This is a genomic window from Allobosea sp. TND4EK4, assembly GCF_900156025.1.
Classification (GTDB): Bacteria; Pseudomonadota; Alphaproteobacteria; order Rhizobiales; family Beijerinckiaceae; genus Allobosea.
Genome location: NZ_FTMO01000005.1, coordinates 229,254 through 250,368, shown reverse-complemented (window position 1 = coordinate 250,368; position 21,115 = coordinate 229,254). Strand labels below are relative to the sequence as shown.

Annotated in this window: 21 protein-coding genes and 1 tRNA gene; 9 read left to right on the top strand and 13 right to left on the bottom strand. The window is 68.7% G+C overall.

All coding sequences use genetic code 11. The features are described from left to right. Nucleotides 1–78: 78 nt before the first annotated feature. Both BW981_RS12135 and gpt read left to right on the top strand, forming a co-directional pair. Nucleotides 79–840, top strand: coding sequence for a competence/damage-inducible protein A (locus tag BW981_RS12135; RefSeq protein WP_076439566.1), 762 nt, complete (start codon nt 79–81; stop codon nt 838–840). Between the two features lie 117 nt (nt 841–957). Then, nucleotides 958–1,467 (top strand): xanthine phosphoribosyltransferase, encoded by a 510-nt coding sequence (gpt, locus tag BW981_RS12130; RefSeq protein ID WP_076439420.1) that lies wholly within the window; start codon nt 958–960, stop codon nt 1,465–1,467. 21 nt (nt 1,468–1,488) lie between these two features. On the opposite strand, the gene BW981_RS12125 is transcribed toward gpt, so the two are convergent. Beyond that, a complete protein-coding gene (locus BW981_RS12125) occupies nt 1,489–2,382 on the bottom strand; it encodes a DMT family transporter (RefSeq protein ID WP_076439418.1) in 894 nt (297 codons plus the stop codon). 238 nt (nt 2,383–2,620) lie between these two features. Here BW981_RS12125 and BW981_RS12120 point away from each other — a divergent pair, with 238 nt between their 5' ends. The 3 genes from BW981_RS12120 to BW981_RS12110 all read left to right on the top strand — a co-directional run bounded on the left by BW981_RS12120 (nt 2,621) and on the right by BW981_RS12110 (nt 7,780). Continuing rightward, nucleotides 2,621–5,416 carry a phosphoenolpyruvate carboxylase gene (locus BW981_RS12120; RefSeq protein ID WP_076439564.1) on the top strand — a complete coding sequence of 932 codons (2,796 nt, stop codon included), beginning with the start codon at nt 2,621–2,623 and terminating at the stop codon, nt 5,414–5,416. A gap of 93 nt (nt 5,417–5,509) precedes the next feature. Further along, entirely contained in the window at nt 5,510–7,075 is a 1,566-nt protein-coding gene (locus BW981_RS12115) for an AMP-binding protein (RefSeq protein ID WP_076439416.1), read from the top strand. A 45-nt stretch (nt 7,076–7,120) separates the two neighbouring features. Continuing rightward, a complete protein-coding gene (locus tag BW981_RS12110) occupies nt 7,121–7,780 on the top strand; it encodes a DUF1190 domain-containing protein (RefSeq protein WP_076439414.1) in 660 nt (219 codons plus the stop codon). A gap of 30 nt (nt 7,781–7,810) precedes the next feature. On the opposite strand, the gene BW981_RS12105 is transcribed toward BW981_RS12110, so the two are convergent. From BW981_RS12105 to BW981_RS12090, 4 genes are all read right to left on the bottom strand, one after another. Next, complete coding sequence (locus BW981_RS12105; protein WP_076439413.1) at nt 7,811–8,149, bottom strand: hypothetical protein; 339 nt, start codon at nt 8,147–8,149, stop codon at nt 7,811–7,813. Between the two features lie 176 nt (nt 8,150–8,325). After that, nucleotides 8,326–8,583, bottom strand: coding sequence for a hypothetical protein (locus BW981_RS12100; protein ID WP_076439411.1), 258 nt, complete (start codon nt 8,581–8,583; stop codon nt 8,326–8,328). 125 nt (nt 8,584–8,708) lie between these two features. Then, a tRNA-Leu gene (locus BW981_RS12095) sits at nt 8,709–8,794 on the bottom strand. Nucleotides 8,795–8,839: 45 nt separating this feature from the next. Beyond that, entirely contained in the window at nt 8,840–9,514 is a 675-nt protein-coding gene (locus BW981_RS12090; RefSeq protein ID WP_244560303.1) for a DUF938 domain-containing protein, read from the bottom strand. 107 nt (nt 9,515–9,621) lie between these two features. Between BW981_RS12090 and BW981_RS12085 the strand changes: the two genes are divergently transcribed. Then, nucleotides 9,622–10,887 carry a CNNM domain-containing protein gene (locus BW981_RS12085; RefSeq protein WP_076439560.1) on the top strand — a complete coding sequence of 422 codons (1,266 nt, stop codon included), beginning with the start codon at nt 9,622–9,624 and terminating at the stop codon, nt 10,885–10,887. 56 nt (nt 10,888–10,943) lie between these two features. Here BW981_RS12085 and BW981_RS12080 read toward each other — a convergent pair whose 3' ends face one another. The 4 genes from BW981_RS12080 to BW981_RS12065 all read right to left on the bottom strand — a co-directional run bounded on the left by BW981_RS12080 (nt 10,944) and on the right by BW981_RS12065 (nt 13,941). Beyond that, nucleotides 10,944–11,264, bottom strand: a complete 321-nt coding sequence (locus BW981_RS12080; protein WP_076439409.1) for a hypothetical protein — start codon at nt 11,262–11,264, stop codon at nt 10,944–10,946. A gap of 58 nt (nt 11,265–11,322) precedes the next feature. After that, on the bottom strand, nt 11,323–12,498 hold the full coding sequence (locus BW981_RS12075; RefSeq protein ID WP_076439408.1) for an FAD-dependent monooxygenase: 1,176 nt from the start codon (nt 12,496–12,498) through the stop codon (nt 11,323–11,325). A 97-nt stretch (nt 12,499–12,595) separates the two neighbouring features. Beyond that, a complete protein-coding gene (locus tag BW981_RS12070; RefSeq protein WP_076439406.1) occupies nt 12,596–12,847 on the bottom strand; it encodes a zinc-finger domain-containing protein in 252 nt (83 codons plus the stop codon). Between the two features lie 107 nt (nt 12,848–12,954). Then, on the bottom strand, nt 12,955–13,941 hold the full coding sequence (locus BW981_RS12065; RefSeq protein ID WP_175624108.1) for a heparan-alpha-glucosaminide N-acetyltransferase: 987 nt from the start codon (nt 13,939–13,941) through the stop codon (nt 12,955–12,957). A 110-nt stretch (nt 13,942–14,051) separates the two neighbouring features. Between BW981_RS12065 and BW981_RS12060 the strand changes: the two genes are divergently transcribed. Next, entirely contained in the window at nt 14,052–14,819 is a 768-nt protein-coding gene (locus BW981_RS12060; protein WP_076439404.1) for an alpha/beta fold hydrolase, read from the top strand. 188 nt (nt 14,820–15,007) lie between these two features. Further along, on the top strand, nt 15,008–15,856 hold the full coding sequence (gene cysE, locus BW981_RS12055) for a serine O-acetyltransferase (RefSeq protein WP_076439402.1): 849 nt from the start codon (nt 15,008–15,010) through the stop codon (nt 15,854–15,856). Here cysE and BW981_RS12050 read toward each other — a convergent pair. Then, complete coding sequence (locus BW981_RS12050) at nt 15,820–16,713, bottom strand: LysR family transcriptional regulator (RefSeq protein WP_139333741.1); 894 nt, start codon at nt 16,711–16,713, stop codon at nt 15,820–15,822. The two genes, cysE and BW981_RS12050, sit on opposite strands and share 37 nt — an antisense overlap. A gap of 117 nt (nt 16,714–16,830) precedes the next feature. Between BW981_RS12050 and BW981_RS12045 the strand changes: the two genes are divergently transcribed. Beyond that, nucleotides 16,831–18,153 carry a serine hydroxymethyltransferase gene (locus BW981_RS12045; RefSeq protein ID WP_076439401.1) on the top strand — a complete coding sequence of 441 codons (1,323 nt, stop codon included), beginning with the start codon at nt 16,831–16,833 and terminating at the stop codon, nt 18,151–18,153. 116 nt (nt 18,154–18,269) lie between these two features. Here BW981_RS12045 and prmB read toward each other — a convergent pair whose 3' ends face one another. The 3 genes from prmB to BW981_RS12030 all read right to left on the bottom strand — a co-directional run bounded on the left by prmB (nt 18,270) and on the right by BW981_RS12030 (nt 21,079). Beyond that, nucleotides 18,270–19,172: a 50S ribosomal protein L3 N(5)-glutamine methyltransferase gene (gene prmB, locus BW981_RS12040; protein WP_076439399.1), complete on the bottom strand. Its 903-nt coding sequence runs from the start codon at nt 19,170–19,172 to the stop codon at nt 18,270–18,272. Between the two features lie 75 nt (nt 19,173–19,247). Then, nucleotides 19,248–19,640: a GFA family protein gene (locus BW981_RS12035; RefSeq protein ID WP_076439397.1), complete on the bottom strand. Its 393-nt coding sequence runs from the start codon at nt 19,638–19,640 to the stop codon at nt 19,248–19,250. Between the two features lie 59 nt (nt 19,641–19,699). Beyond that, nucleotides 19,700–21,079 (bottom strand): serine hydrolase domain-containing protein, encoded by a 1,380-nt coding sequence (locus tag BW981_RS12030; RefSeq protein ID WP_076439395.1) that lies wholly within the window; start codon nt 21,077–21,079, stop codon nt 19,700–19,702. Between the last annotated feature and the right edge of the window lie 36 nt (nt 21,080–21,115).

Here is a 21,115-nt window from a genome sequence, read left to right as displayed (position 1 = left end):
TGTCTTTTCCCTTCGATGAACTAGCTGTTGTGCATCGCTGCCGCGTTCGTGCGCGCGAGCGCACGCCAGGAGGCCGAGATGTCCGAGAACGAAACCGCAGCGCCGAAATCCATCGTGACGGCGGCGATCCTGGTGATCGGCGACGAGATCCTGTCCGGGCGGACCAAGGACAAGAACATCGGCTATATCGCCGAATATCTCACCAATATCGGCATTGAATTGCGCGAGGTCCGCGTCGTTCCGGACGTGACCGACGAGATCGTCGCGGCGCTGAACGCGCTGCGGGCCCGCTACACCTATGTCTTCACCACCGGCGGCATCGGCCCGACGCATGACGATATTACCGCGGACGCGGTGGCGGCCGCCTTCGGCGTCTCGATCGACCACGATCCGCGCGCCGTCGCGATGCTGCGCGAGCGCTTCTCGGAAGCAGACCTCAACGAGGCGCGGCTGCGGATGGCGCGCATTCCCGCGGGCGCCGAACTCATCGCGAATTCGATCTCCAAGGCGCCGGGCTTCAACATCGGCAATGTCTATGTGATGGCCGGCGTGCCCTCGATCATGCAGGCGATGATGGACGTGGTTGCCCCGACCTTGAAGACGGGGGTCAAGGTGCTCTCGGACACGGTTCGTGCCGGGCTGAAGGAGGGCGATATCGGCGGGGCTCTCGCCGAGATCGCCAAGGCGCATCCGGGCGTCTCGATCGGCTCCTATCCGTTCTGGAGCGAGACCGGGCCGGACACCAACATCGTCGTCCGCTCGCGCGATGCACAGATGCTTCAGGCCGCGATGGACGAGGTGAAGGCGATGGTCGAGCGGGAGCGTCAGCCGAAAGCCTAGCGGTCTTTCCGGCGCCTGCGCTGGGGATGGCGGCGGCTGGCCCTTGCCAGCCGGCCGCGTTTGGGCTTTTCGGACAGGGATGCGCTGTTCGCGCGATCAGTCCCGGAGCGCTCCGTCATGGCCGAACCGACCTCGAACAAGGCTTTCCCGGTCTCCTGGGACCAGTTCCACCGCGACGCCCGTGCGCTGGCCTGGCGACTTGCCGAAAAGGGGCCTTTCGAGGCCATGGTCTGCATCACACGGGGCGGGCTGGTTCCGGCGGCGATCATCTGCCGCGAGCTGGGCCTGCGGCTGATCGAGACGGTCTGCATCGCGAGCTATCACGACTACAAGAACCAGACCGAACTCCAAGTGCTGAAGGATATCGCGCCCAGCATCAAGGCGGTGGGCGACGGCAAGGGCAAGGGCGTGCTCGTCGTCGACGACCTGACCGATACCGGCAAGACCGCCCGCGTGGTGCGGGAGATGCTCCCCAACGCGCATTTCGCCACGGTCTATGCCAAGCCGGCCGGCGTGCCGGTGGTCGATACCTTCGTCACCGAGGTGAGCCAGGACACCTGGATCTATTTCCCCTGGGACATGGCGCTGACCTATGTCGAGCCCATCGCCAAGGGGCACAAGGGCTGATCCGGAGCGGGCAGGGCCGTTTCAGCCGGTCGAGGGCGAGCGGAACGCGACCAGCATGCCGGTGACCACGATGGCCATCCCGATCATCTCGGTCGGCGTCGGGCTCTCCGAGAGCAGCAGCGCGCTGCAGGCGGCGGTGATCACCGGGACGAGGGGCAGGAAGAGCGTGGCCCGAGCCGCTCCCAGCGTCTCGACCGAGCGCGCGTAGAGATACAGCGCCACCGCACCGACCAGCACGCCCTGATAGAGCGCTTGCAGCAGCAGTTCCCCGGCCGGGACCGAGGCCATGTGGATCGGCATCGCGATGGCGATGATGGCCAGGAGCGGCAGCGACAGGATGCAGGACGCGACGGTGATCTCCATCGAGCTGGCGCCCCACCGCCTCGCCAGCAGGCCGAAGATGGACCACAGCACCGCGATCAGGACGAAGAGCAGATCGCCGATCCAGGCATCCGGCCGCGAGGGCACGGAAAGCAGGGCGTCGCGGGAGAACACGGCGATCCCCAGCACGATGACGAACAGTCCCGCCAGCCGCAGCGGGCCCGGGCGCTCGCCGACGATGATGGCCACCAGCAGCGCGGTGAAGACCGGGATGAGGCCGGGCGAGATGATGGATGAATGCAGGGCAGGGGCGAAATAGGCTCCGCCTACGAGGATCAGGCTGTAGAGTGGCCCGATCAGGATGGCCATCAGCCAGCCGCGCTTCCAGCCGAGCCGCCCGACGGGGAAGGGGCGGGCGTTCTTCAGCGCCCAGGGCAGCAGCACGATGGACGCCGCGACGAAGCGCAGGATCGCGACATCGGCCGGCGCCAGGCCAACCAGCATGGCGTGCCGCGAGACCACGGCCTGGACACCCCAGATCAGCGCGCAGGCGAGGCCGCACAGGATGCCGATCCATTGCGTGCGGAGGACCATGTCGGAAAGCCTCTGGGCAAAAAACAAGCTCCGGCTATGCCGGCCTGCCGAGGCCGCGGCAATGCTGTCCGGCGCAGCCGGCCCCTTGCGGAAATCATGGAGGAGCAAAGTCGCTCGCCCCCGCCGCCTTCCGGCGAGGCCATGCTTGCCCTGATCGACGATGGATGCTGCAATGCAGCAAGCAGGCGCCGAAGGCGCCGAGGGGGAGGCGATCGCGATGGCGGCAAAGACCCTGGGAATGCCGGGCCGGCCGATCGATATCGTCGCTCTGGCCGATGAACTGCAGGACAAGATCGAGCAGGCGCGCCTGGACGCCCGCGACGATCCCTTCGGCAACCCGATCCTGCGCGTCACGCTGTGGCTGACGCGGTTGATGGACCGGGGCGATCTGACAGCGGAGGCTGCGCTGGAGCTGGTGCGGCGGCTCGGCAAGCAGGCGATCGCACAGCGGGCGGAGCGGCTGTCCCGCTATGTCGAGCTCGGTCGCGACCCCGAGCCCGCCTTCGCGGAGATCGCAAGGCAAGAGGCGGAGGAGGCGGGAGGCTTGGCGGCCTTTGCGGCGGCTGTCGAGCGGACGCGCTTCGGCGCCGTCTTCACCGCGCACCCAACCTTCGGCATGCAGCGCAAGCTCGCCCATGCGCTGGCCGACCTCGCCTCCGGGCGCCCGGCCGGTGCGGTGGTCGAAAGTCCCGATCTCAGCTTTCGGCCCGATGACCGCATCACCCTGCAGGACGAGTTCGAGCAGGCGCGCTTTGCCGTCCGTCAGGCGCGCGACGCGATCGACCGTCTCAACGCCGCTTTCCTGAGCGAGGCGCGAGCTCGCTGGCCGCAGGACTGGGCCAGGCTCGCGCCGCGCCCGGTCATCCTCGCCTCCTGGGTCGGCTGCGACACGGACGGGCGCACCGATATCGGCTGGTGGGACACGCTGCGCTACCGCCTCGAATCCAAGGACGGGCAGTTCGCGCGTATCCTGGAGAAGCTGCCGGACGTGCCGGAGACGGCGGCGCTGCGCGGCCTCGTTGCAGAGGCGCTCGCGGCCGTGAGGCGCCAGCTCGCGCTCGCGCCACCCATCGGCACGCAGCCGGCACTGGGAGCCCTGCAGGCCTTCGCGCTGGCGCTCATCCATGAGCGCGAGGCGGCCCTGCCGGATTCCGCCCCGCTGCTGGCGGCACTGGGACAGGCCGTTTCAGCGGCAAAAGACGATCAGACGCGGCTTTCGCTCGCGCTGATCCGGGCCGGCGTCGTGGCGCATGGCGTCTCGATCGCGCTGCCGCATTTCCGGCTCAACGCCTCGCAACTCCACAATGCGCTGCGCGGCGTCATTCCGTCGGACGAGGACCCGGCCCAGCCAGCCCAGCGGCGCGCCTTCCTCGCCGCGGCCAATGCGGCGCTCGATGCGGTCTCGCCGGTCGCGATCGATTTCGGTGCGCTGGCTGCCGAGCGCTCCTCTGCGGCGCGGATGATGATGACGATCACGCAGATCGTGAAGCATCTCGACGGGTCGCGGCCGGTGCGATTCCTGATCGCGGAGACGGAGACGGGCTACACGCTACTCTGCGCGCTGTGGCTGGCCGGCCGCTTCGGCATCGCCGACAAGATCGAGATCTCGCCGCTGTTCGAGACCTCGGACGCGCTGGAGCAGGGCCCACGCATCATCGACGAGGCACTGCGCAGCTCGCATTTCCGGGCCTATCTCAAGCGACTTGGCCGTCTTTGCATCCAGTTCGGGTATTCCGATTCCGGCCGCTATATCGGGCAGGTCGCGGCGACCTTCTGGGTGGAGCGGCTGCGCATCCGCATCGCCGAGCTGCTGGCGCGCTACGGCCTGGGCACTATCGAGCTGGTGATCTTCGACACCCATGGCGAATCGGTCGGTCGCGGCGCGCACCCCGGCAGCCTCGCGGACCGGCTGGCCTATCTCGATCCCGCCTATGCGCGCGCGGCCTTCGCCAGGGCGAGCCTGCGCACCGTGCGCGAGACCAGCTTCCAGGGCAGCGATGGCTATCTGCTCTTCGGGACGCCGGAGCTGGCAGGCGCTACGGTCGCGCGCGTGGCAGAAGCCGTGTTCGCCGCCCCCGCCGAGGGACCGGACCCGATCTATGACGAGCCGGATTTCGCCAGCGAGTTCTTCCAGACCGTGCGCGAGGAGATGAACGCGCTGGTCGACGACCCCGGCTATGCCGCGCTGATCGGTACCTTCGGGCCGGCCCTGCTCGACAAGACCGGCTCGCGCCCGGCGGCGCGGCAGTCGGAGGGAATCGGGTCCGTTCGCATCCGCCATCCCCGCGAATTGCGCGCCATTCCCAACAACGCGATCCTGCAGCAGCTCGGCTGGATGGCCAACAGCCTGCACGGCATCGGCCATGCCGCTTCCCGCGCGCCGGACCTGTTCCGCTCGATGCGCGAGCAGTCACCGCGCTTCGACCGAGCCTATCGCCTCGCCGCCGCTGCGATGGGCCATAGCGACCTCGACGTGCTGCGCGCCTATCTCGACACGCTCGACCCGGGCAGCTGGTTCGACCGGGCGCGGCGCACCTTGCGCGAGCACCGCCGCGACGAGCTGCTCGCGGTGGCCGATGCGCTGTCGCGGCTGGAGCTGGCCCCGGCGCTGCGGCGGCTGTTCTGGCGGCTCTCGTCAGACGCGCTGAAGCTGAGGCTCGCCGCCGACGACGTGCCGGCAATGCCGGTGAGGCTGGCGGCCCTGCATGCGCTGAGACTGGCCGCGATCCACCGCATCTGGCTGTCCTTCGCGCATATCCCCGATTTCCGGCCGCATGGCGGGATGACGCGCGATCTCCTGGTCGAGCGGCTGCTGACGCTCGACGTGCCCGCCTCGCTCAAGCTGCTCGGCGAGATCTTCCCGCGCGATCCCGACCCGACGCTGGGCCTCGATTTCGGCGAGCCCGCGGGTCCGCGCGACGGCGGCACCTATGAGGCTCTGCACCGCGACGTGCTCGGCCCCATGCTGCAATCCTTCGCGCTGATCCGCGAAATCTCGGGTGCGATCCAGCACGAAATCGGGGCATTCGGGTAGACGCCGCTCATCCGCGGCGGCCCATCCTCATTGCAACCGGCGCCGGTGCCACTACGTTCACCTGCGAGGAAACGCCGACGGAGACGAGCCGGCATGGCCGCCACCCCTTTCGACGCCGCGGGCGCGCGCATCAGCGTGTTCCGGGCCCTGTTGCAGGCCGTCTCGCGCCACGGCAAGAGCCGCATCGCGCTGGAGGACCCGGAACGGCAGCCAATCACCTATGGCCGGCTGGTGCTGGGCGCGCTGGTCCTGGGGCGCAAGCTCGCAGCGGTGACCTCGGAGCGCGAGACCGTCGGCGTGCTGCTGCCCAACATGCAGGGCATGGCGGTGACGGTGTTCGCGCTGATGGCCTATGGCCGCGTGCCGGCGATGCTGAACTTCACGGCCGGCGTGCGCAACCTGCGCGCGGCGGGCGCGTTGGCACAGCTCAAGACCATCGTGACCTCGCGCCGCTTCGTCGAGAAGGGCGAGCTCGACGAGGAGATCGCCGCGCTCGGAGAGGGGCGGCGCGTGATCTATCTGGAAGATGTCCGCAAGGAGATCACCAGCCTCGACAAGGCGCGGGGCGCGCTGAGCAGCCTCGCCCCCGGCCTGGTTCACCAGCGCTACGAAGCCAAGCCGGACGAGCCGGCCGTGATCCTGTTCACCTCCGGCACGGAGGGAATCCCGAAGGGCGTCGTGCTGAGCCATGCCAACCTCGTCTCCAATGCCCGTCAGGTCTTCGCGCATGCCGCCGGCGCCATCTCGGAGCGCGACGTGTTCATGAACCCGTTGCCGGCGTTTCATTCCTTCGGGCTGACGGCGGGGCTGCTGGTGCCGCTGCTGCACGGCATGAAGGTGGTGCTGTATCCGAGCCCGCTGCACTACAAGCAGGTTCCCAAGCTGATCGGCGACATGAAGGCGACCTTCCTGCTCGCGACCGATACCTTTCTCCAGGGGTATGCGCGCGCCGCGGCGCCGGACGACCTGAAGAGCGTCCGCTATGTCGTGGCCGGAGGCGAGCGGGTGAAGGCCGAGACGAAGCGGATGTGGGAGCCCTATGGCACCACCATCCTCGAAGGCTATGGCTGCACCGAATGCTCGCCGGTCATCGCGGTCAACACGCCGCAAGCCATGCGCGAGGGCACGGTCGGCAAGCTTCTGCCGGGGCTGGAGGCGGTGCTGGACCCCGTCGAGGGCATCCATGAGGGCGGCCGGCTGCGCCTGCGCGGCCCGAACGTCATGGCCGGTTATCTCGATCCCGAACAGCCGGGCCGTATCGTTCCGCCCGAAGGCGGCTGGCACGATACCGGCGACATCGTGGTGCTGGACGAGGGCTTCGTCGCGATCCGTGGGCGGGCCAAGCGCTTCGCCAAACTCGGCGGAGAGATGGTGTCGCTGGCCGCCGTCGAAACGATGATCGCCAAGCTCTGGCCGGACCAGAACCACGTCGTGGTCGGCCTGCCGGACGCGCGAAAGGGGGAGCAGCTCGTGCTGATCACCGAGAAGCCCGACGCCGACCGCGCCGCGCTCCAGGAGGCGGCCAAGGAAGAGGGTTTTCCCGAGCTCTGGGTTCCGCGTGCGATTCTGGTGACGCAGGCGATCCCGGTTCTCGGCAACGGCAAGATCGATTACGGCGCGACTCGTGAGCTCGCCGCCTCACGCCGCTCGCTGCTTTAAAGCCATAGCTGCTTTAAAGCCATAATCGTAATGTTGTTACATCGCATGATGATTCCGGCATCCGCCCTGTCCATGCTGCGCGTGGCGACGCTCGCCCCGGCTCTCGCTTTGGCGGGGCCGTCCGATCTTGCGGCGCAGGCGGGCGGCAGCGTCTATGTCCGGCGCGACGAATGCGTCGCCGCCGGCAAGCTGACGGCCGAGCAGTGCGAATTCGCCTATCGCAATGCGCGGGCGGAGTTTCTTCAGAAAACTCCCCGCTATGCCTCACGCACGGCCTGCGAGCGCGCTCACAAGCGCTGCGCCGCGCAGATGGTTTCGGCCGGAGGCTGGGAATCGTTCGGCAAGGGCGGCGCAACCTATGTGCCGCGCTTCCTCGGCGTGCGCGTCACCGGCGAGGGGGCGAGCGGCAAGGCCCTGCCGGTGATCGAGGGTGCAACGCAGATCGCTTTTGCCGGGCGGCCGGTGGCGGAACTGCAGGAGCGCGTCGTCGGGCAAGGCCGCATCGTCGGCGTCGTCAGCCATGCGGCTCGCAGCTCGCGTCGGCATATCAAGGACACGCCGGAGACGGCGACGAAGCCGGCCGGGATCCACGATGACACCGAACGCGTCCCGATGAAGGAAGAATCGATCGGCGCGGATGTTCCACCGGGTCTCTATGTCGATCCCGATGGCGTGGAATGGTACAAGCCCGCGCACAAGCGTTGAGCGGCACTCCGAGGAACGCGGGCCAGAGGGTCAGCGCGGCCGACGCCGGTAGACATAGCCGACACAGGCAGGCTCGCCATCGCGGGGATTGGCGATCTGGAAAGCGCTTCCGGGGCAGTCGTTCGACGGGGCCGGGCCATCGGGCGTGGTGCCGAGCGAGAAGTTCAGAGGCTTGATCCGGCGAACCACGGTGGTGCGACCGTCCGGATGATAGCGGGTGTCGACCTGGAAGTCGGCCTGGCTCTCCTGCGAAAGCAGCAGCGCGACCGCGCAGACGCTGCCCGCCAGTGCGCTTTTCCTCGCGCGGGAAGCGGCGAGGCGGCTGCGCTTGCCGCGGCCGGCATTCGTTTTGGGAGAAGTCTGTGCCATCCGGGTACATCCTGGGTTGCTTCGTTCATCATTCAGCAACCATCAGGCCAGTCCGGCGGCGGTCTTCCGGGGCATCAGGGCCACGGCCCCGATCTCGCGTCCGGCCGCCGGGAAAAGGCGGCCGGACGGATTCGCGGGAAGGACACTTCCGTTGTGTTCAGCGCGCTCCGTCCTGTTCAGCTCTTGGCGATCGATGTGCGGGCTGCACGCCTGCGCGGCTTCTCGCCTGCCGTCTGCGAGGGCTTCCGCGAGGCGCGGGACGCTGCGGCGAGGCGGTAGGCGCCGTAGCCGGCGGCGCCGAGCAGAAGGACGGGCCCCGGCAGCCGCGCGATGAGCAGGCTCAGCGGCACGGACAAGGCTGCGGGCACGGCCCCTTTCCCGACTTCGCGTGCCACGAACACGCCCGCCAGGCTGGTCAAGGATGATTTGATCATGGTCGGCCCATCTGCCCCGTTTCTGCATCTGCGCCCGCTGAGGGCGTTCAGGACCCGAACGCCGGATGGGCTTCCGCGTTCCAATCCGAACGCGGCAGGGGAAGGCGATGGGCTTGGAGGCCGAATGGTGCGGACGGCGGGGATCGAACCCGCACGGCCAGAGGCCGAGAGATTTTAAGTCTCTTGCGTCTACCAGTTTCGCCACGTCCGCACGGTTTCGAGCGGTAGCGGCGAGGCGGCGCCGACGCAAGCGCCGTCAGCGCTTGCGGAAGGTCAGGCTCAGATTGTTGGCGGGCATCTCGGCGATCTCCGGCGCAGCGAACCCGCTGGCTTCGGCCAGAGCGGATATGGCGGAGAGATCGCGCAGGCCCCATTGCGGGTCGCGCTCGCGCAGGCTGGCATCGAAGGCCGCATTGCTCGGCTCCAGCGGGCAGTCCGGGCGTTTGAAGGGGCCGTAGAGATAGAGCGGTGCGCCCGCAGCGAGCCCTTCGCCTGCGTGGCGGAACAGGCCCTCCGCCGCGCTCCAGGGCGCGATGTGGACCATGTTGATGCAGATCACCGCGTCGGGCGCGATGTCCGGCCAGGCCGCGGCGGAGGCGTCGAGCGCCAGTGGCGGGCGGATGTTGGCGATATCAGCTTCAACCACCCAGGCGGCAATACTGGCCCGCGCCTGCGGGCTCGGGTCGCTGGGCTGGAAGACCAGTCCGGGCAGGGAACGGGCGAAATGCACCACATGCTCGCCCGAGCCGCTGGCGACCTCCAGCACAAGGCCCTGCGCCGGAAGGATCTCCCGCAGGATGGCGAGGATCGCGTCGCGGTTACGGGCCGCGGCCGGGGCGCTGAGCTTTGCCAGCGCGGGGGCGGTGCCCTGTTCGGCCGGGTTCCAGAATGCTGGCCTGTCGCTCGCCATCGGCGCCTCGCGAATAATCATGGGCCCCCCATCGCGTCGGGGCGGCAATACGCTATAAGGAGCGCGGAAGCGGGCCGCCAGACGTTGTGGCTTTCGCAGTTCGCAGGCTGGTTTTGTTAACCGAAATTCTGATCGTCGTGGCGCTGACCGTGATCAACGGTCTGCTCTCCATGTCGGAACTCGCAGTGGTCTCATCAAGGCCGGCGCGGCTCAAGGTTCTGAGCGATCAAGGTAGCAAAGGCGCCGCCACCGCCATGCGCCTCGCGGAAGATCCCGGCCGCTTCCTGTCCTCGGTACAGATCGGCATCACGCTGGTCGGCGTCCTGTCCGGCGCCTTTTCGGGCGCGACGCTCGGTGCGCGCCTCTCGGAATGGCTGGTGGGACAAGGGCTTTCGCAGTCGGTCTCCGATACGCTCGGCGTCGGTGCCGTCGTCGTCCTGATCACCTATCTCTCGCTCATCCTTGGCGAGCTCGTGCCAAAGCAGATCGCGCTGCGCGATCCGGAAAAGGTCGCCGCCCGTGTTGCGCCGGCGATGCTTCTGATCGCGCGGGTCGGGGCTCCGATCGTGTTCCTGCTCGACATCTCGGGCAAGGCGGTGCTGCGGCTGCTCGGGCAGAAGGGCGAATCCGAGGAGAGGGTCACCGAGGAAGAGGTGCGCACCATCATCGCCGAGGCCGAAACGGCCGGCGTGCTGGAGCGCGACGAGCGCGAGATGATCTCCGGCGTGATGCGGCTTGCGGACCGTTCGGCGAGGGCGCTGATGACGCCGCGCCGGGAGGTCGAGACCGTCGATCTCTCCGACGAGCTTGAGGAGATCCGCACGCAGCTGCGCGAGACGCGCCGCTCGCGCCTGCCGGTCCATGATGGTGAATCCGACGCGATCATCGGCGTGCTGATCGTGAAGGAGCTTCTGGACTTCCTGGCGGGGCGCGGCGACATCGCGTCGTTGCGCAAGCAGATCCATGAGGCGCCTGTCGTGATGGATACGGCCAGCTCGCTCGTCGTGCTGCGCGAAATCCGCATGAGCCGGGTGCACATGGCGCTGGTCTTCGACGAATACGGCCATTTCGAAGGCATCATCACGCCCGGCGACGTGCTCGAGGCGATCACCGGCGCCTTCCAGGAGGAAGAGGAGAGCGAGCCCGCCGTCGTCCAGCGGCAGGACGGCTCCTTCCTGGTCGCCGGCTGGATGCAGGTCGACGAGTTCTCGCACGAGTTCGGGATTCCCGTCCCGCGCGACGCCGATTTCCAGACCGTCGCAGGCTTCATCCTGGCCGAGATGAACCATTTGCCGAATGTCGGCGAGACCTTCGACAAGGATCACTGGCGCTTCGAGATCGTCGATCTTGACGGGCGTCGCATCGACAAGATCCTGCTCAGCCGGATCGACTGAGCAGGGATGCGCCAAGCCGCTTCGGTCTCAAAGCCGCTTGCTTCGGTCCTGGCGCGTCAGCGGCGCGGCGGCTCGCCGGGCTCGATGATCCGGTACTCGGCGTCGATGATCTCGATGCGCCCCTGCGGCCTCGCCTGACCCGCGAAGGGGTCGGCGCGGTCGTCGAAGCCGGCGGCCTTGAGCCTGGCCTTCAGCCTCCAGATCGCGATCGCGCCGGCGAGCGCGACGACCGGGATCAGGATCAGCGCAAGGCTTGCCGCCACCAGGAACAGCGTGATGCCGACGGCGAAGCTCGCCGCCATGGCGAGCCAGGCGGCCCAACGCGGCATGCCGGCGGGGCGGCGATTGAGCTGGTCGAACAGATTGGTTCGGATCATGTCGTTTCAGGTCCCTTCCCTGACGCAGAGATAGGAACGAATTGCGGCGAGCGCGAGATCAGGCCTCCTCGCGCCAGTCGTAGAGCCAGCGATAGCGGGCGCGCATGCCCTCGGCGCCGAGCCTGCGCAGCACGAGATCGCGGCCGAGGCTCAGCGGAAGGCCGAGATGATAGGTGCGGCCATTGCTGCGGCTTTCGCTCTGGACGCGTGCGGCACGGCCGGCGCGGGCGGCCGCGAAGGTGGCGAGGGCCGTCGCCACGCCGGCATTCCCGTCGCTGGCGAGCGTCGTGGCGAGATGCCGCGCAAGCACCGCCGCGTCCTCGATCGCGAGCGATGCGCCCTGGGCGAGGAAGGGCAGGACGGGGTGGGCCGCGTCTCCGATGAGCGCAATCCGGCCTTTCGCCATGGCCGCAGGCGCGCGGTCGAACAGCGACCAGACCAGCCAACCGGGGGCCGAGCGCGCGAGGTCGCGCAGGGCGGGTGAGGCCTTCGCGACATGGTCGAGCAGCAAAGCGCGGTCGCCCTCGCGCGACCAGCCTTCGCGCGCCTCCTGCGCCTGCCGGAGGATGACGAGATTGATCTCGCGGCCGGCCGCGACCGGATAGTGCACGGCGTGACGGCCGGCCCCCAGATGCAGCGTCACGCCCGGAATCTCCGCGCCGGTGGCGGGCAGCACGGTGCGCCAGGCCTCGTAGCCGGTGAAGACCGGCGGGGCGGTGTCGCCCGCGAGTTCGCGCACGCGGGAGCGGCCGCCATCGGCGCCGATCAGCGCGATGGCGCGCAGGGGCTCGCCGTTCTTGCCGTCGAGCGTGATCGTGACGCCTTCGGCATCCTGTGCCGCGTCCTGCACCCCGCGCCCGACCAGCAGGCGGATGTTCGGCATCGCCCGGATGGCGTCGAGCAGGACGGTGTGGAGGTCGTTGCGCTTCAGCAGGCGGAAGGGCGGCTCTCCCGGCTCCTGCGTAACCGGCATCGCCAGAAGCTCGGCGCCGCTGCGCCAGCGTCGAATCGTCAGGCCGCGGGAGGAGACTGCGACGCGCTTCAGCGGCAGGGCCAGATCCAGCCCGTCCAGGACGCGGCCGGAGTTCGGCGAGATCTGCAGGCCGGCCCCGAGCTCGCCGAAGCCGGTGCGCTTCTCGACGATGGTGACCGCGATGCCGCGCCGGGCGAGGCACAGACCCGCCGTCAAGCCGCCGATGCCGGCGCCGGCGATGACGATATGAGGAGCGGCCACGGCATCATGCCTTTCCAGCGGCGGCCGCGACAGCGCGGCCCTGACAGTGCGCGCGGGCGCCCCTCAGAGCCCGCGCGATGGCGAAATATCGGTGGGCTCAGGCCGCCTTGGGCGTGTCGTGCCAGGCGCAGCCGGCCGGATTCGTCTCACCGCCCTTCAGCGCCGGATCGTATTTGTAGAGCGTCGAGCAATAGGGGCAGACGATCTCGGAATCGGCGCCCATGTCGAGGAAGACATGCGGGTGGTCGAAGGGCGGCTTGGCGCCGATGCACATGAATTCGCGCGCGCCGATATGGATCGTCCCGACGCCGGAATCGTTCTGGAAATGCGGAATGCCGTGCTCGGCCATGGTCGTCGCTCTTCAGGCTCGAATGTGGGCGCAACCTAGCCGGTTGCGTTGCGGGATGCCAGAGCCGATCGCGGCGGAAGCTGGCGCGAATTGCCTCATGGAGGCCGTCAGGGCCCGCGCAGGCAGGCCTGGGCGAGGCGGCTGAGGCGCGCCGTCTCCTCGGCCGAGAGCTGATCGGCGAGCGCTTTGCCCCACAGGTTCTCGCGCTTGAGGCCCGCCACCGTGCAGGCGCACGTATCCCGGCAGAGCGTTTCGTCCGCATTGGAGCGAACGCATGTCGCCTGGCAGTCGCCGAGGAACCGGCTCTCCTCGCGAGGCACGGGTGCGATTACCTGCGCCGCCAGCATGATCAGTCCGATGAAGAGCGGCTGGTGCACGAGATAGACCAGCAGGCTGTGACGGCCGCCCCAGGCGAGGATGCGGACGGGCAGGAGGCGCGGGCGCCAGCTCGCCACCGCGCTGTCCTCGATGCGGGGGAGAACGATCCGCGCCAGCGCGATCCCGGTGAGGACGCAGCCGAACCAGGGGAAGACCGGCACGAAGTCGGCCGTCTGGAGCGGAAGGCGCGAGAAGCCGAGCCAGACCGCCCAGCTCTGATCCAGGACCGGGCTTGCGACGAGGGAGGGCAGGGCGAAGGCGACCGCGGCCGAAAGGATCACGCTGGCGACCGGAAGGCGCAGGAACGGCAAGGCGAGCACGCTCGCCACCGCGACATGGTGCAGGATGCCGAAGAAGATGAAATTGGCGGGCATCGCGACGACGGTGCCGGCCGTGACCAGGAGAGCGGCGGCCGAGACCATGGCGAGGCGCCTCAGGAAGGAGGCACGGTTCAGGCCCCTGCGCGTCGCCAGCACGAGACTGACGCCGACGAGGGTCAGGAAGGAGCCGGCGATGCAGCGCGCGAACCAGCGCCAGCCGGGCTCGAAGGCGATGTCGGTCTCGATCAGGCCGGCATTCGACAGGTCATAGGCGAAATGGAACACGAACATCGCCAGCAGCGCGATGCCGCGCGCGACATCGACCTGCGCGAAGCGCGCGCCGCGCATCGGCGGCGGCGCCGCGGGTGGCGCGGGCGTCGGGGCTGGCTCGGTCATGGCTGTGGGTCCCATGGCCCCGGCTCATACGCAAGAGGCTCGGCTGCAGCTACCCAAAGTCGCCCTCTCGTGGCAGGGACATCGGCAAGACAGGCTGGACTGACCGAGCGATGCAGAGCTTTTCCTCCGATGGCGTGCGGATCGCCTATGTCGATCTCGCCCCGACCGGCGAGACGCCGAAACACGAGACCATCGTCCTGGTCCATGGTTTCGCCTCGAACCATGCCGTCAACTGGGTCAACACCCAGTGGACGAAGACGCTGACCCATGCCGGCTACCGCGTCGTCGCGCTCGACAATCGCGGCCACGGGCAGAGCGAGAAGCTCTACGAGCCCGCCGCGTACTCCTCCGATGTGATGGCGGAGGATGTCCGCCGGCTGATGGACCATCTCGACATCCCGCGCGTGGCGGTGATGGGCTATTCGATGGGCGCGCGGATTTCGGCTCATCTGGCGCTGGCGCATCCGCGCCGGCTGAATGCGCTGCTGCTCGGCGGGCTCGGCATCCATCTGGTGGAGGGCGTCGGGCTGCCGCTGGGGATCGCGGACGCGATGGAGGCGCCCTCGCTCGATACCCTGACCGACCCGATGCAGCGCATGTTCCGCGCCTTCGCCGAGCAGACGGGCAGCGACCTCAAGGCACTCGCCGCCTGCATTCGCGGCTCGCGCCAGACGCTGAGCGCCGAGCAGGTGGGGCAGATCGCGGTCCCGACTCTGGTCAGCGTGGGCACGACCGACGCCGTCTCCGGCTCCGGGCCGGAACTGGCAAAGCTCATTCCCGACGCGGAATCCTTCGCCATCCAAGGGCGCGACCACAATCTCGCCGTCGGCGACAAGAGCCACAAGCAGGCGGTCCTGGCCTTCCTCGCTCGCTTGTGATCGCGGTGCACCGCTGCCGGCCTGGCCGGAGAAAATCTTTCTTTTCTCGCGACTTGTCGCGAGATGCTTTGACTTTGATTCAGCGCATCTCATATCGGTGAAGGGCAGCGGCGCCTTTCATCTTGGGCAAGAGGCCCGTTCGGATGCTAGAATGTCCTTCCGCCGCAGGCCCGTATCGGAGAGCAACCATGCCAGCCGGACGCTCCGTCGCAGAACGTCGTGACCCCGTCAGCGGTCTCGACCGGGTCGATCCGACCTGGTCGCGCCTGCGCGCGGAAGCCGAGGTCGCGGTGGCGGCCGAGCCGGCGCTGGGCACGCTGATCATGGCCTCGGTGCTCAACCAGCCGAGCTTCGAGGCGGCGGTGGCGCATCGCGTCGCGACACGGCTCGGGCATCCGTCCGTGCCGGCCGACCTGATCGAGCAGGCCTTCACCGAGGCGCTCGCCGACGATGCGGCGATCGGTGCCGGCATGCGCGCGGATGTCGTGGCCGTGCTGGATCGCGATCCGGCCTGCTACCGCGTGCTCGAGCCGGTGCTGTTCTTCAAGGGCTTCCACGCCCTGCAATGCCACCGGCTGGCACATTGGCTCTGGGGACGGGGGCGGCGCGATTTCGCGCTTTACCTGCAGGGACGGTCTTCGGAGATCTTCCAGACCGACATCAATCCGGCCGCGACCATCGGCAAGGGCATCTTCCTCGACCACGCGACCGGGCTCGTCGTCGGCGAGACGGCGGTGATCGAGGACGATGTCTCGATGCTGCACGGCGTGACCCTGGGCGGCACGGGCAAGCAGGGGGGCGACCGCCACCCCAAGATTCGCAAGGGCGTGCTGATCGGCGCCGGTGCCAAGATCCTCGGCAATATCGAGGTCGGGCAGTGCAGTCGCGTCGCTGCGGGCTCCGTGGTGCTCCAGGCCGTGCCGCGCAACAAGACCGTGGCGGGCGTGCCGGCCAAGGTGGTGGGCGAGGCCGGATGCGCCGAGCCGTCGCGCTCGATGGATCAGATCCTCGAAGGCGATTGCGGCGGCTGCATCTGAGCGGCCGACAACCAATCCAGCACCGCCTGCCGCTCGCGATGGGCGCCGGATGAGCTTGAGCAGGCGATCGCCAGCGCGTCCGGCGTCGGCATCGCGTGCGGGAAGGGCGCGACCAGACGCCCGGTCTCCAGCGGCGGACCGATCAGGCTCAGGCGGCCCATCAGGACGCCCGCGCCGGCCAGGGCGGCGTCGAGCGCCAGGCTGTAGAGCGAGAAGGCGGGACCGCGCGCGGCATCGATGCCGGCATCCGGAGCGGCGAAGCTCAGCCAGCGCGCCCAGTCGTGCCGCCAGACCGCATCGTGAAGCAGCGTCTCACGCTCAAGATCCGCTGGGGTGGCGAGTCGTGTCGCCAGGGCGGGAGCGCAGACGGGCAGGATGGCGTCGGTGCCGGACGACGGTCCGTAGAACAGGGTGAGATCGTAAGGCTCGCGGCGCAGATCCGGGACCTCCTCCATCGCTGCCACCGAAACCTGCAGGCCGGCAAAGGCCTGCTGCAGCGCGGGCAGGCGCGGCGAGAGCCAGAGCTGGGCGATGCAGGGCAGGGCGGCGATAGCGAGCGGGCGGGACGGCCGCGCCTCCCGCAGCGCCTGAACGCCCTGGCCCAGCATGTCGAAGCCGCGCGTCAGCCGCGGCAGGGCCTCGCGCGCGGCGTCCGTCAGCACCACCCCCTGCGGCAGGCGGCGGAAGACGGGAAAGCCGAGCCAGGCCTCGAATTGCCTGACCTGCTGCGTGACCGCGCCGGGCGTCACGCCGAGTTCGTCGGCGGCCTTGGCGAAGCTTTCGAGGCGCGCCGCGGCCTCGAAGGCGCGCAGGGCGTTGAGCGCGGGCAGGCGTGGGCGCGGCGGCCTGACGGACAAGGATCATTCCTGGCAGAGGCTGAGAATTCCTCAGTCTTCCGACGATGAATACTCGTTTGCGCGCTCGCCTGCAAACCGCTGTTATGAGGGCCAGGAACGACAGGCGGGGAATTGGCGATGACGGCTCTGGAACGGCGCGGCTGGGTGCCGCAGGCGAGTGAGGATTACATCCAGCGGGTCGCCGGCGAGACCGCCGGCCAGCCGCTCGACGCCATCGCCGAGCGCATCGCAACGCTCACCGCCGAGAACCGCGCGATCCACGAGCGCGACTGCGTCAACCTCAACCCCGCCACCAACGTCATGAACCCCAAGGCCGAGGCGCTGCTCTCGGCCGGAATCGGGGCGCGGCCCTCGCTCGGCTATCCCGGCGACAAATACGAGATGGGGCTGGAGGCGATCGAGCAGATCGAGATCGTCGCTGCCGAACTCGCGGCCGAGGTCTTCGGCGCCAAATATGCCGAGATTCGGGTGCCGTCCGGCGCGATCGCCAATCTCTATGCCTTCATGGTCGCCGCCAAGCCCGGCGACTGCATCATCGCGCCGACGGGCGAGATCGGCGGACACGTGACCCATCACGGCGCCGGAGCGGCCGGTCTCTACGGCATCGTCACGCATCCGGCGCCCGTCGATCCGGTGAAGTATACCGTCGATGTCGAGCGGCTGCGGGCGGACGCGCTGCGGTTGAAGCCGAAGATGATCACCATCGGCGGCAGCCTCAACCTCTTCCCCCATCCGATCCGCGAGATCCGCGCCATCGCCGACGAGGTCGGCGCGCTGGTGCTGTTCGACGCCGCGCATATGTCGGGGATGATCGCGGGCCATGGCTGGCAGCAGCCGCTGGCGGAGGGCGCCCATCTGATGACGATGAGCACCTATAAGAGCCTCGGCGGCCCACCTTCGGGCCTGATCGTCACCAATGACGCCGCCATCGCCGAAAAGCTCGATGCCATCGCCTATCCCGGGCTCACCGCGAATTTCGACGCGGCGAAATCGGCCGCGCTGGCGATCTCGCTGCTCGACTGGAAGGCCTTCGGCCGGGACTATGCGCAGGAGATGGCAAGGACGGCGAAGGCCCTGGCCGAGGCATTGTCGGAGCGGCAGGTGCCGGTCTTCGCCCGCGACCGCGGCATGACGACCTCGCACCAGTTCGCGATCGAGGCGGCCGCCTATGGCGGCGGGCAGGCGGCGGCGAAGCGGCTGCGCGGGGTGAACATCCTCTCCTGCGGCATCGGCCTGCCGGCCACTCAGGTTCCGGGAGACGTCAACGGGCTCAGGCTCGGCACGCCGGAGATCGTGCGCTTCGGCATGACGGCGGCCGACATGCCGGAACTCGCCGGCTACATCGCCGAGGGGCTGAACGGCTCGCGCCCCGCCGATGCCATCGCGAAGGATGTGACGGCCTTCCGCGGCCGGTTCCGCGAGTTGCATTTCATGCGGTGAGCACGGAATGGCCGCGCCGCCATGCGCGGGCTCGACCCGAGCATCTCGTGCAGATGCGGCTCCCGAGCCGTGGCTTCGGAAGATTCTCGGGGCAAGCCCGAGAATGACGCATGGGGTCAGCCCGGCAGGTCCTCCGCCGCGATCCAGAAGACCTCCGCCTCGCTGTCCTCGGTGTCGAGCCAGGTGAAGGGCAGGTCGTAGTCCGCTTCCAGCGCCTCGCGCCCGGTGCCGACTTCGCAGAGCAGGGCGCCGCCCGGGTTCAGATGGCCGTGCGCCTCTGCGAGAATGCGGCGGACGAGGTCGAGCCCGTCGGTGCCGGCGATATGGGCCATCTGCGGCTCGGCGCCATATTCCGGCGGGAAGGCCGCGACCTCCTCCGCCCTGACATAGGGCGGGTTGGCGATGATCAGGTCGTAGCGACGGCCCCTCAACGGCGCGAAGAGATCGCCCCGGAGCAGATGGACGCGCTCGCCCATCTCGTAATCGGCGATGTTGAGCTTCGCGACCTCGATCGCATCCGGCGAGAGTTCGACGGCATCGACCTGCGCCTGGGGAAAGCGGCCGGCGGCGATGATGGCAAGGCAGGCGGAGCCGGTGCAGAGGTCGAGCACGCTGCCGATCGCCTCCGGCTCGGGCACCAGGCCGAGGCCTTCCGATTCGAGCACGCCGCGCATCAGCAGTTCGCCGATATAGGAGCGCGGCACGATCACCCGCTCGTCGACGCGAAAGCCGAGACCGTGGATGTAAGCCTTGCCGACCAGATAGGCGGCCGGCTTGCGGGTCGTCACGCGCGCCTCGATCAGGTCGAGCAGGCTCTGTCGTTCCAGGCGGGTGAGGCGCGCGTCCAGCCAGGGATTGATGTCGTCGACCGGCAGCTTCAGCGCCTCCAGCAGGAGGAAGGCCGCCTCGTCCAGCGCATTGGTGGTGCCGTGGCCGAAGCTGAGGCCCGCCACATTGAAGCGCGAGACGGCGAAGCGCAGCAGGTCGCGCAGCGTGATCAGGTCGTCGATGGCGGTCATGGCATTCGCTGTTGGCGGGAGGTGCCGCCTCTTACAGGCCGAAACGGAACCGCGCCAGCCATGGAAGTGCCGTGCTCAGTCCTCGCTGCGGCCGCTCCCTGCGCGGTCCCGCTCGTAGCGATGTTTCACAGGGAAGTCCGGCAGCCAGGATTCGCGGCGGATGGTCCAGAGCTCATAGGTCGGCTGGAACCGGTCGATGTCGTCGAAGGCGCCGAGATTGAGCTCGATCTCGTCGGCGCTGCGGGCGAAGACCTGCGAGCCGCAGCGGGGGCAGAAATGACGCCCCTCGTAGGCGCGGGTTTCCCCTTCGATCGCGACCGCATCCTCAGGAAAGATCGCGGAGGCCTGGAACAGCGCGCCGTGCTGCTTGCGGCAATCCATGCAATGGCAGATGCCGACGCGATAAGGCGCGCCCTCCGCAGCGAAGCGCACCGCGCCGCACCGGCAACCGCCTCTCTCCTGCTCCATCGAAACCTCCCGCCCGATCGCCCGACAGCCACTTCAACCGGGGCGAGCCCGATCGGGTTTCAACGACCGGCGCCGGCTTCGTACCGGCCGCGCATCTCCGACCTGATGGCGTCTTCATCGACCAACCGGCCGCCGGCAAACTGCACATTTTGGATCTTGCCGGCCTGATCCCGGACCAGCCTGACGGACTCACCCGGGCTGCCGAAACCCGATCCCTTGGTCACGCGGCCTTCGTCGGGCGTTTCGAGCGTCACCTCGAACGTATCGAGGAAGGGCGCAAGCAGCGCCGGGTTGGCGACGAGCACGCGGTCGGAAACCGGCACGAGGTCGGTCGCTCCCCAGATCGACCAGCCGCGCCAGCGCCAATCGGCGGCCGACGCCGGCGGCGCGCCGCGCTCCGCGAAGGTCCTGAGGATATGGGCGATGCCGTCGAGCCAGGGATGGGCGAGCCCGTCGACCGCGTTGGTGAGCACGCTGACGGTGAGATTCTGGCCCGGGAAGATGCAGGTGCGGGTGATGAAACCCTGGAAGCCGCCTGAATGGCCGAACCAGCGCCAGTCGCCATCGCCGCCGGAAATCGTGCCGAGGCCGTAATGCCGGCCGAGCGCCGATTCCTCGTCCGGCCAAAGCCGGCGGCTCATCTCGCGTCGGCTCAGCGGGGAGAGGATCGAGGCTCCGGCGGCCGGAGAAAGCTGCGCGAAATAGCGGGCGGTATCGGCGGCCGTGGAGACGAAGCCGGCGGCCGAGATCATCGCCCGGCAGGGGTTGTCGCCGGGGATGACGACGCGCCGGTCGAGCGGTTGCCGGCCGCTATGCCCCTTCGCCATCGGGCGCTCGCCCCAGAGTTCGATGTCGGCCTTTGTCTCGGTCAGCCCGACCCTGCCGATCACCTCGTCGGTGATCCATTCCGGATAGCTCTGCCCGGTCACCGCCTCGATGACGAGGCCGAGCAGGGCGAAGCCGTGATTGGAGTATTTGAAGCGCTGCGCTGCCGGGAAAACCGGCGGGGCGGCCAGATCGCGCAGCAGTTCGGCCTTGTCGCAATAGGGCTTGCGGTCGAGGAACTGGCCGGCATCAGGCCCGTCGCGGGTCAGGCCGGCGCTGTTGGAGAGAACCTGGCCGACGGTGACGGCGGCGATCTCCGGGTGCAGCCCGTCGATCAGGGAGCCGACCTTGTCGTCGAGCCTGAGCCGGCCGTCCTCGACCAGGCGCAGGATGCCCGCCGATGTGAAGCTCTTGGAATGCGAGGCGATGCGGAAGCCGTGGCGGGGCGTCAGCGGCTCGCCCGTGGCGAGATCGGCGCTGCCGAAGGCGGCCTCCAGCACGATCTGCGTGCCTTCGGCGATCGCGACCGAGACGCCGGGCTGATCGTGGTGCCGTCGCTGGAACGCGAGCCAGCTTTCGACATAGGCGAGGGCGGGGGAGAGCCAGGGCTTCATCGTTGGGATCCATGCCGGAGCAGTTCGACCCGCATG

Bases quoted from the DNA above. Each gene is read 5' to 3' on its own strand.
- BW981_RS12135 (WP_076439566.1), top strand. From the start codon at position 79: ATGTCCGAGAACGAAACCGCAGCGCCGAAATCCATCGTGACGGCGGCG.
- BW981_RS12045 (WP_076439401.1), top strand. From the start codon at position 16,831: ATGACGGCTCTGGAACGGCGCGGCTGGGTGCCGCAGGCGAGTGAGGAT.
- BW981_RS12110 (WP_076439414.1), top strand. From the start codon at position 7,121: ATGATGATTCCGGCATCCGCCCTGTCCATGCTGCGCGTGGCGACGCTC.
- BW981_RS12125 (WP_076439418.1), bottom strand. From the start codon at position 2,382: ATGGTCCTCCGCACGCAATGGATCGGCATCCTGTGCGGCCTCGCCTGC.
- BW981_RS12030 (WP_076439395.1), bottom strand. From the start codon at position 21,079: ATGAAGCCCTGGCTCTCCCCCGCCCTCGCCTATGTCGAAAGCTGGCTC.
- BW981_RS12105 (WP_076439413.1), bottom strand. From the start codon at position 8,149: ATGGCACAGACTTCTCCCAAAACGAATGCCGGCCGCGGCAAGCGCAGC.
- BW981_RS12060 (WP_076439404.1), top strand. From the start codon at position 14,052: ATGCAGAGCTTTTCCTCCGATGGCGTGCGGATCGCCTATGTCGATCTC.
- cysE (WP_076439402.1), top strand. From the start codon at position 15,008: ATGCCAGCCGGACGCTCCGTCGCAGAACGTCGTGACCCCGTCAGCGGT.
- BW981_RS12065 (WP_175624108.1), bottom strand. From the start codon at position 13,941: ATGACCGAGCCAGCCCCGACGCCCGCGCCACCCGCGGCGCCGCCGCCG.
- prmB (WP_076439399.1), bottom strand. From the start codon at position 19,172: ATGACCGCCATCGACGACCTGATCACGCTGCGCGACCTGCTGCGCTTC.
- BW981_RS12070 (WP_076439406.1), bottom strand. From the start codon at position 12,847: ATGGCCGAGCACGGCATTCCGCATTTCCAGAACGATTCCGGCGTCGGG.
- BW981_RS12100 (WP_076439411.1), bottom strand. From the start codon at position 8,583: ATGATCAAATCATCCTTGACCAGCCTGGCGGGCGTGTTCGTGGCACGC.
- BW981_RS12120 (WP_076439564.1), top strand. From the start codon at position 2,621: ATGCCGGGCCGGCCGATCGATATCGTCGCTCTGGCCGATGAACTGCAG.
- BW981_RS12115 (WP_076439416.1), top strand. From the start codon at position 5,510: ATGGCCGCCACCCCTTTCGACGCCGCGGGCGCGCGCATCAGCGTGTTC.
- BW981_RS12080 (WP_076439409.1), bottom strand. From the start codon at position 11,264: ATGATCCGAACCAATCTGTTCGACCAGCTCAATCGCCGCCCCGCCGGC.
- BW981_RS12035 (WP_076439397.1), bottom strand. From the start codon at position 19,640: ATGGAGCAGGAGAGAGGCGGTTGCCGGTGCGGCGCGGTGCGCTTCGCT.
- BW981_RS12090 (WP_244560303.1), bottom strand. From the start codon at position 9,514: ATGATTATTCGCGAGGCGCCGATGGCGAGCGACAGGCCAGCATTCTGG.
- gpt (WP_076439420.1), top strand. From the start codon at position 958: ATGGCCGAACCGACCTCGAACAAGGCTTTCCCGGTCTCCTGGGACCAG.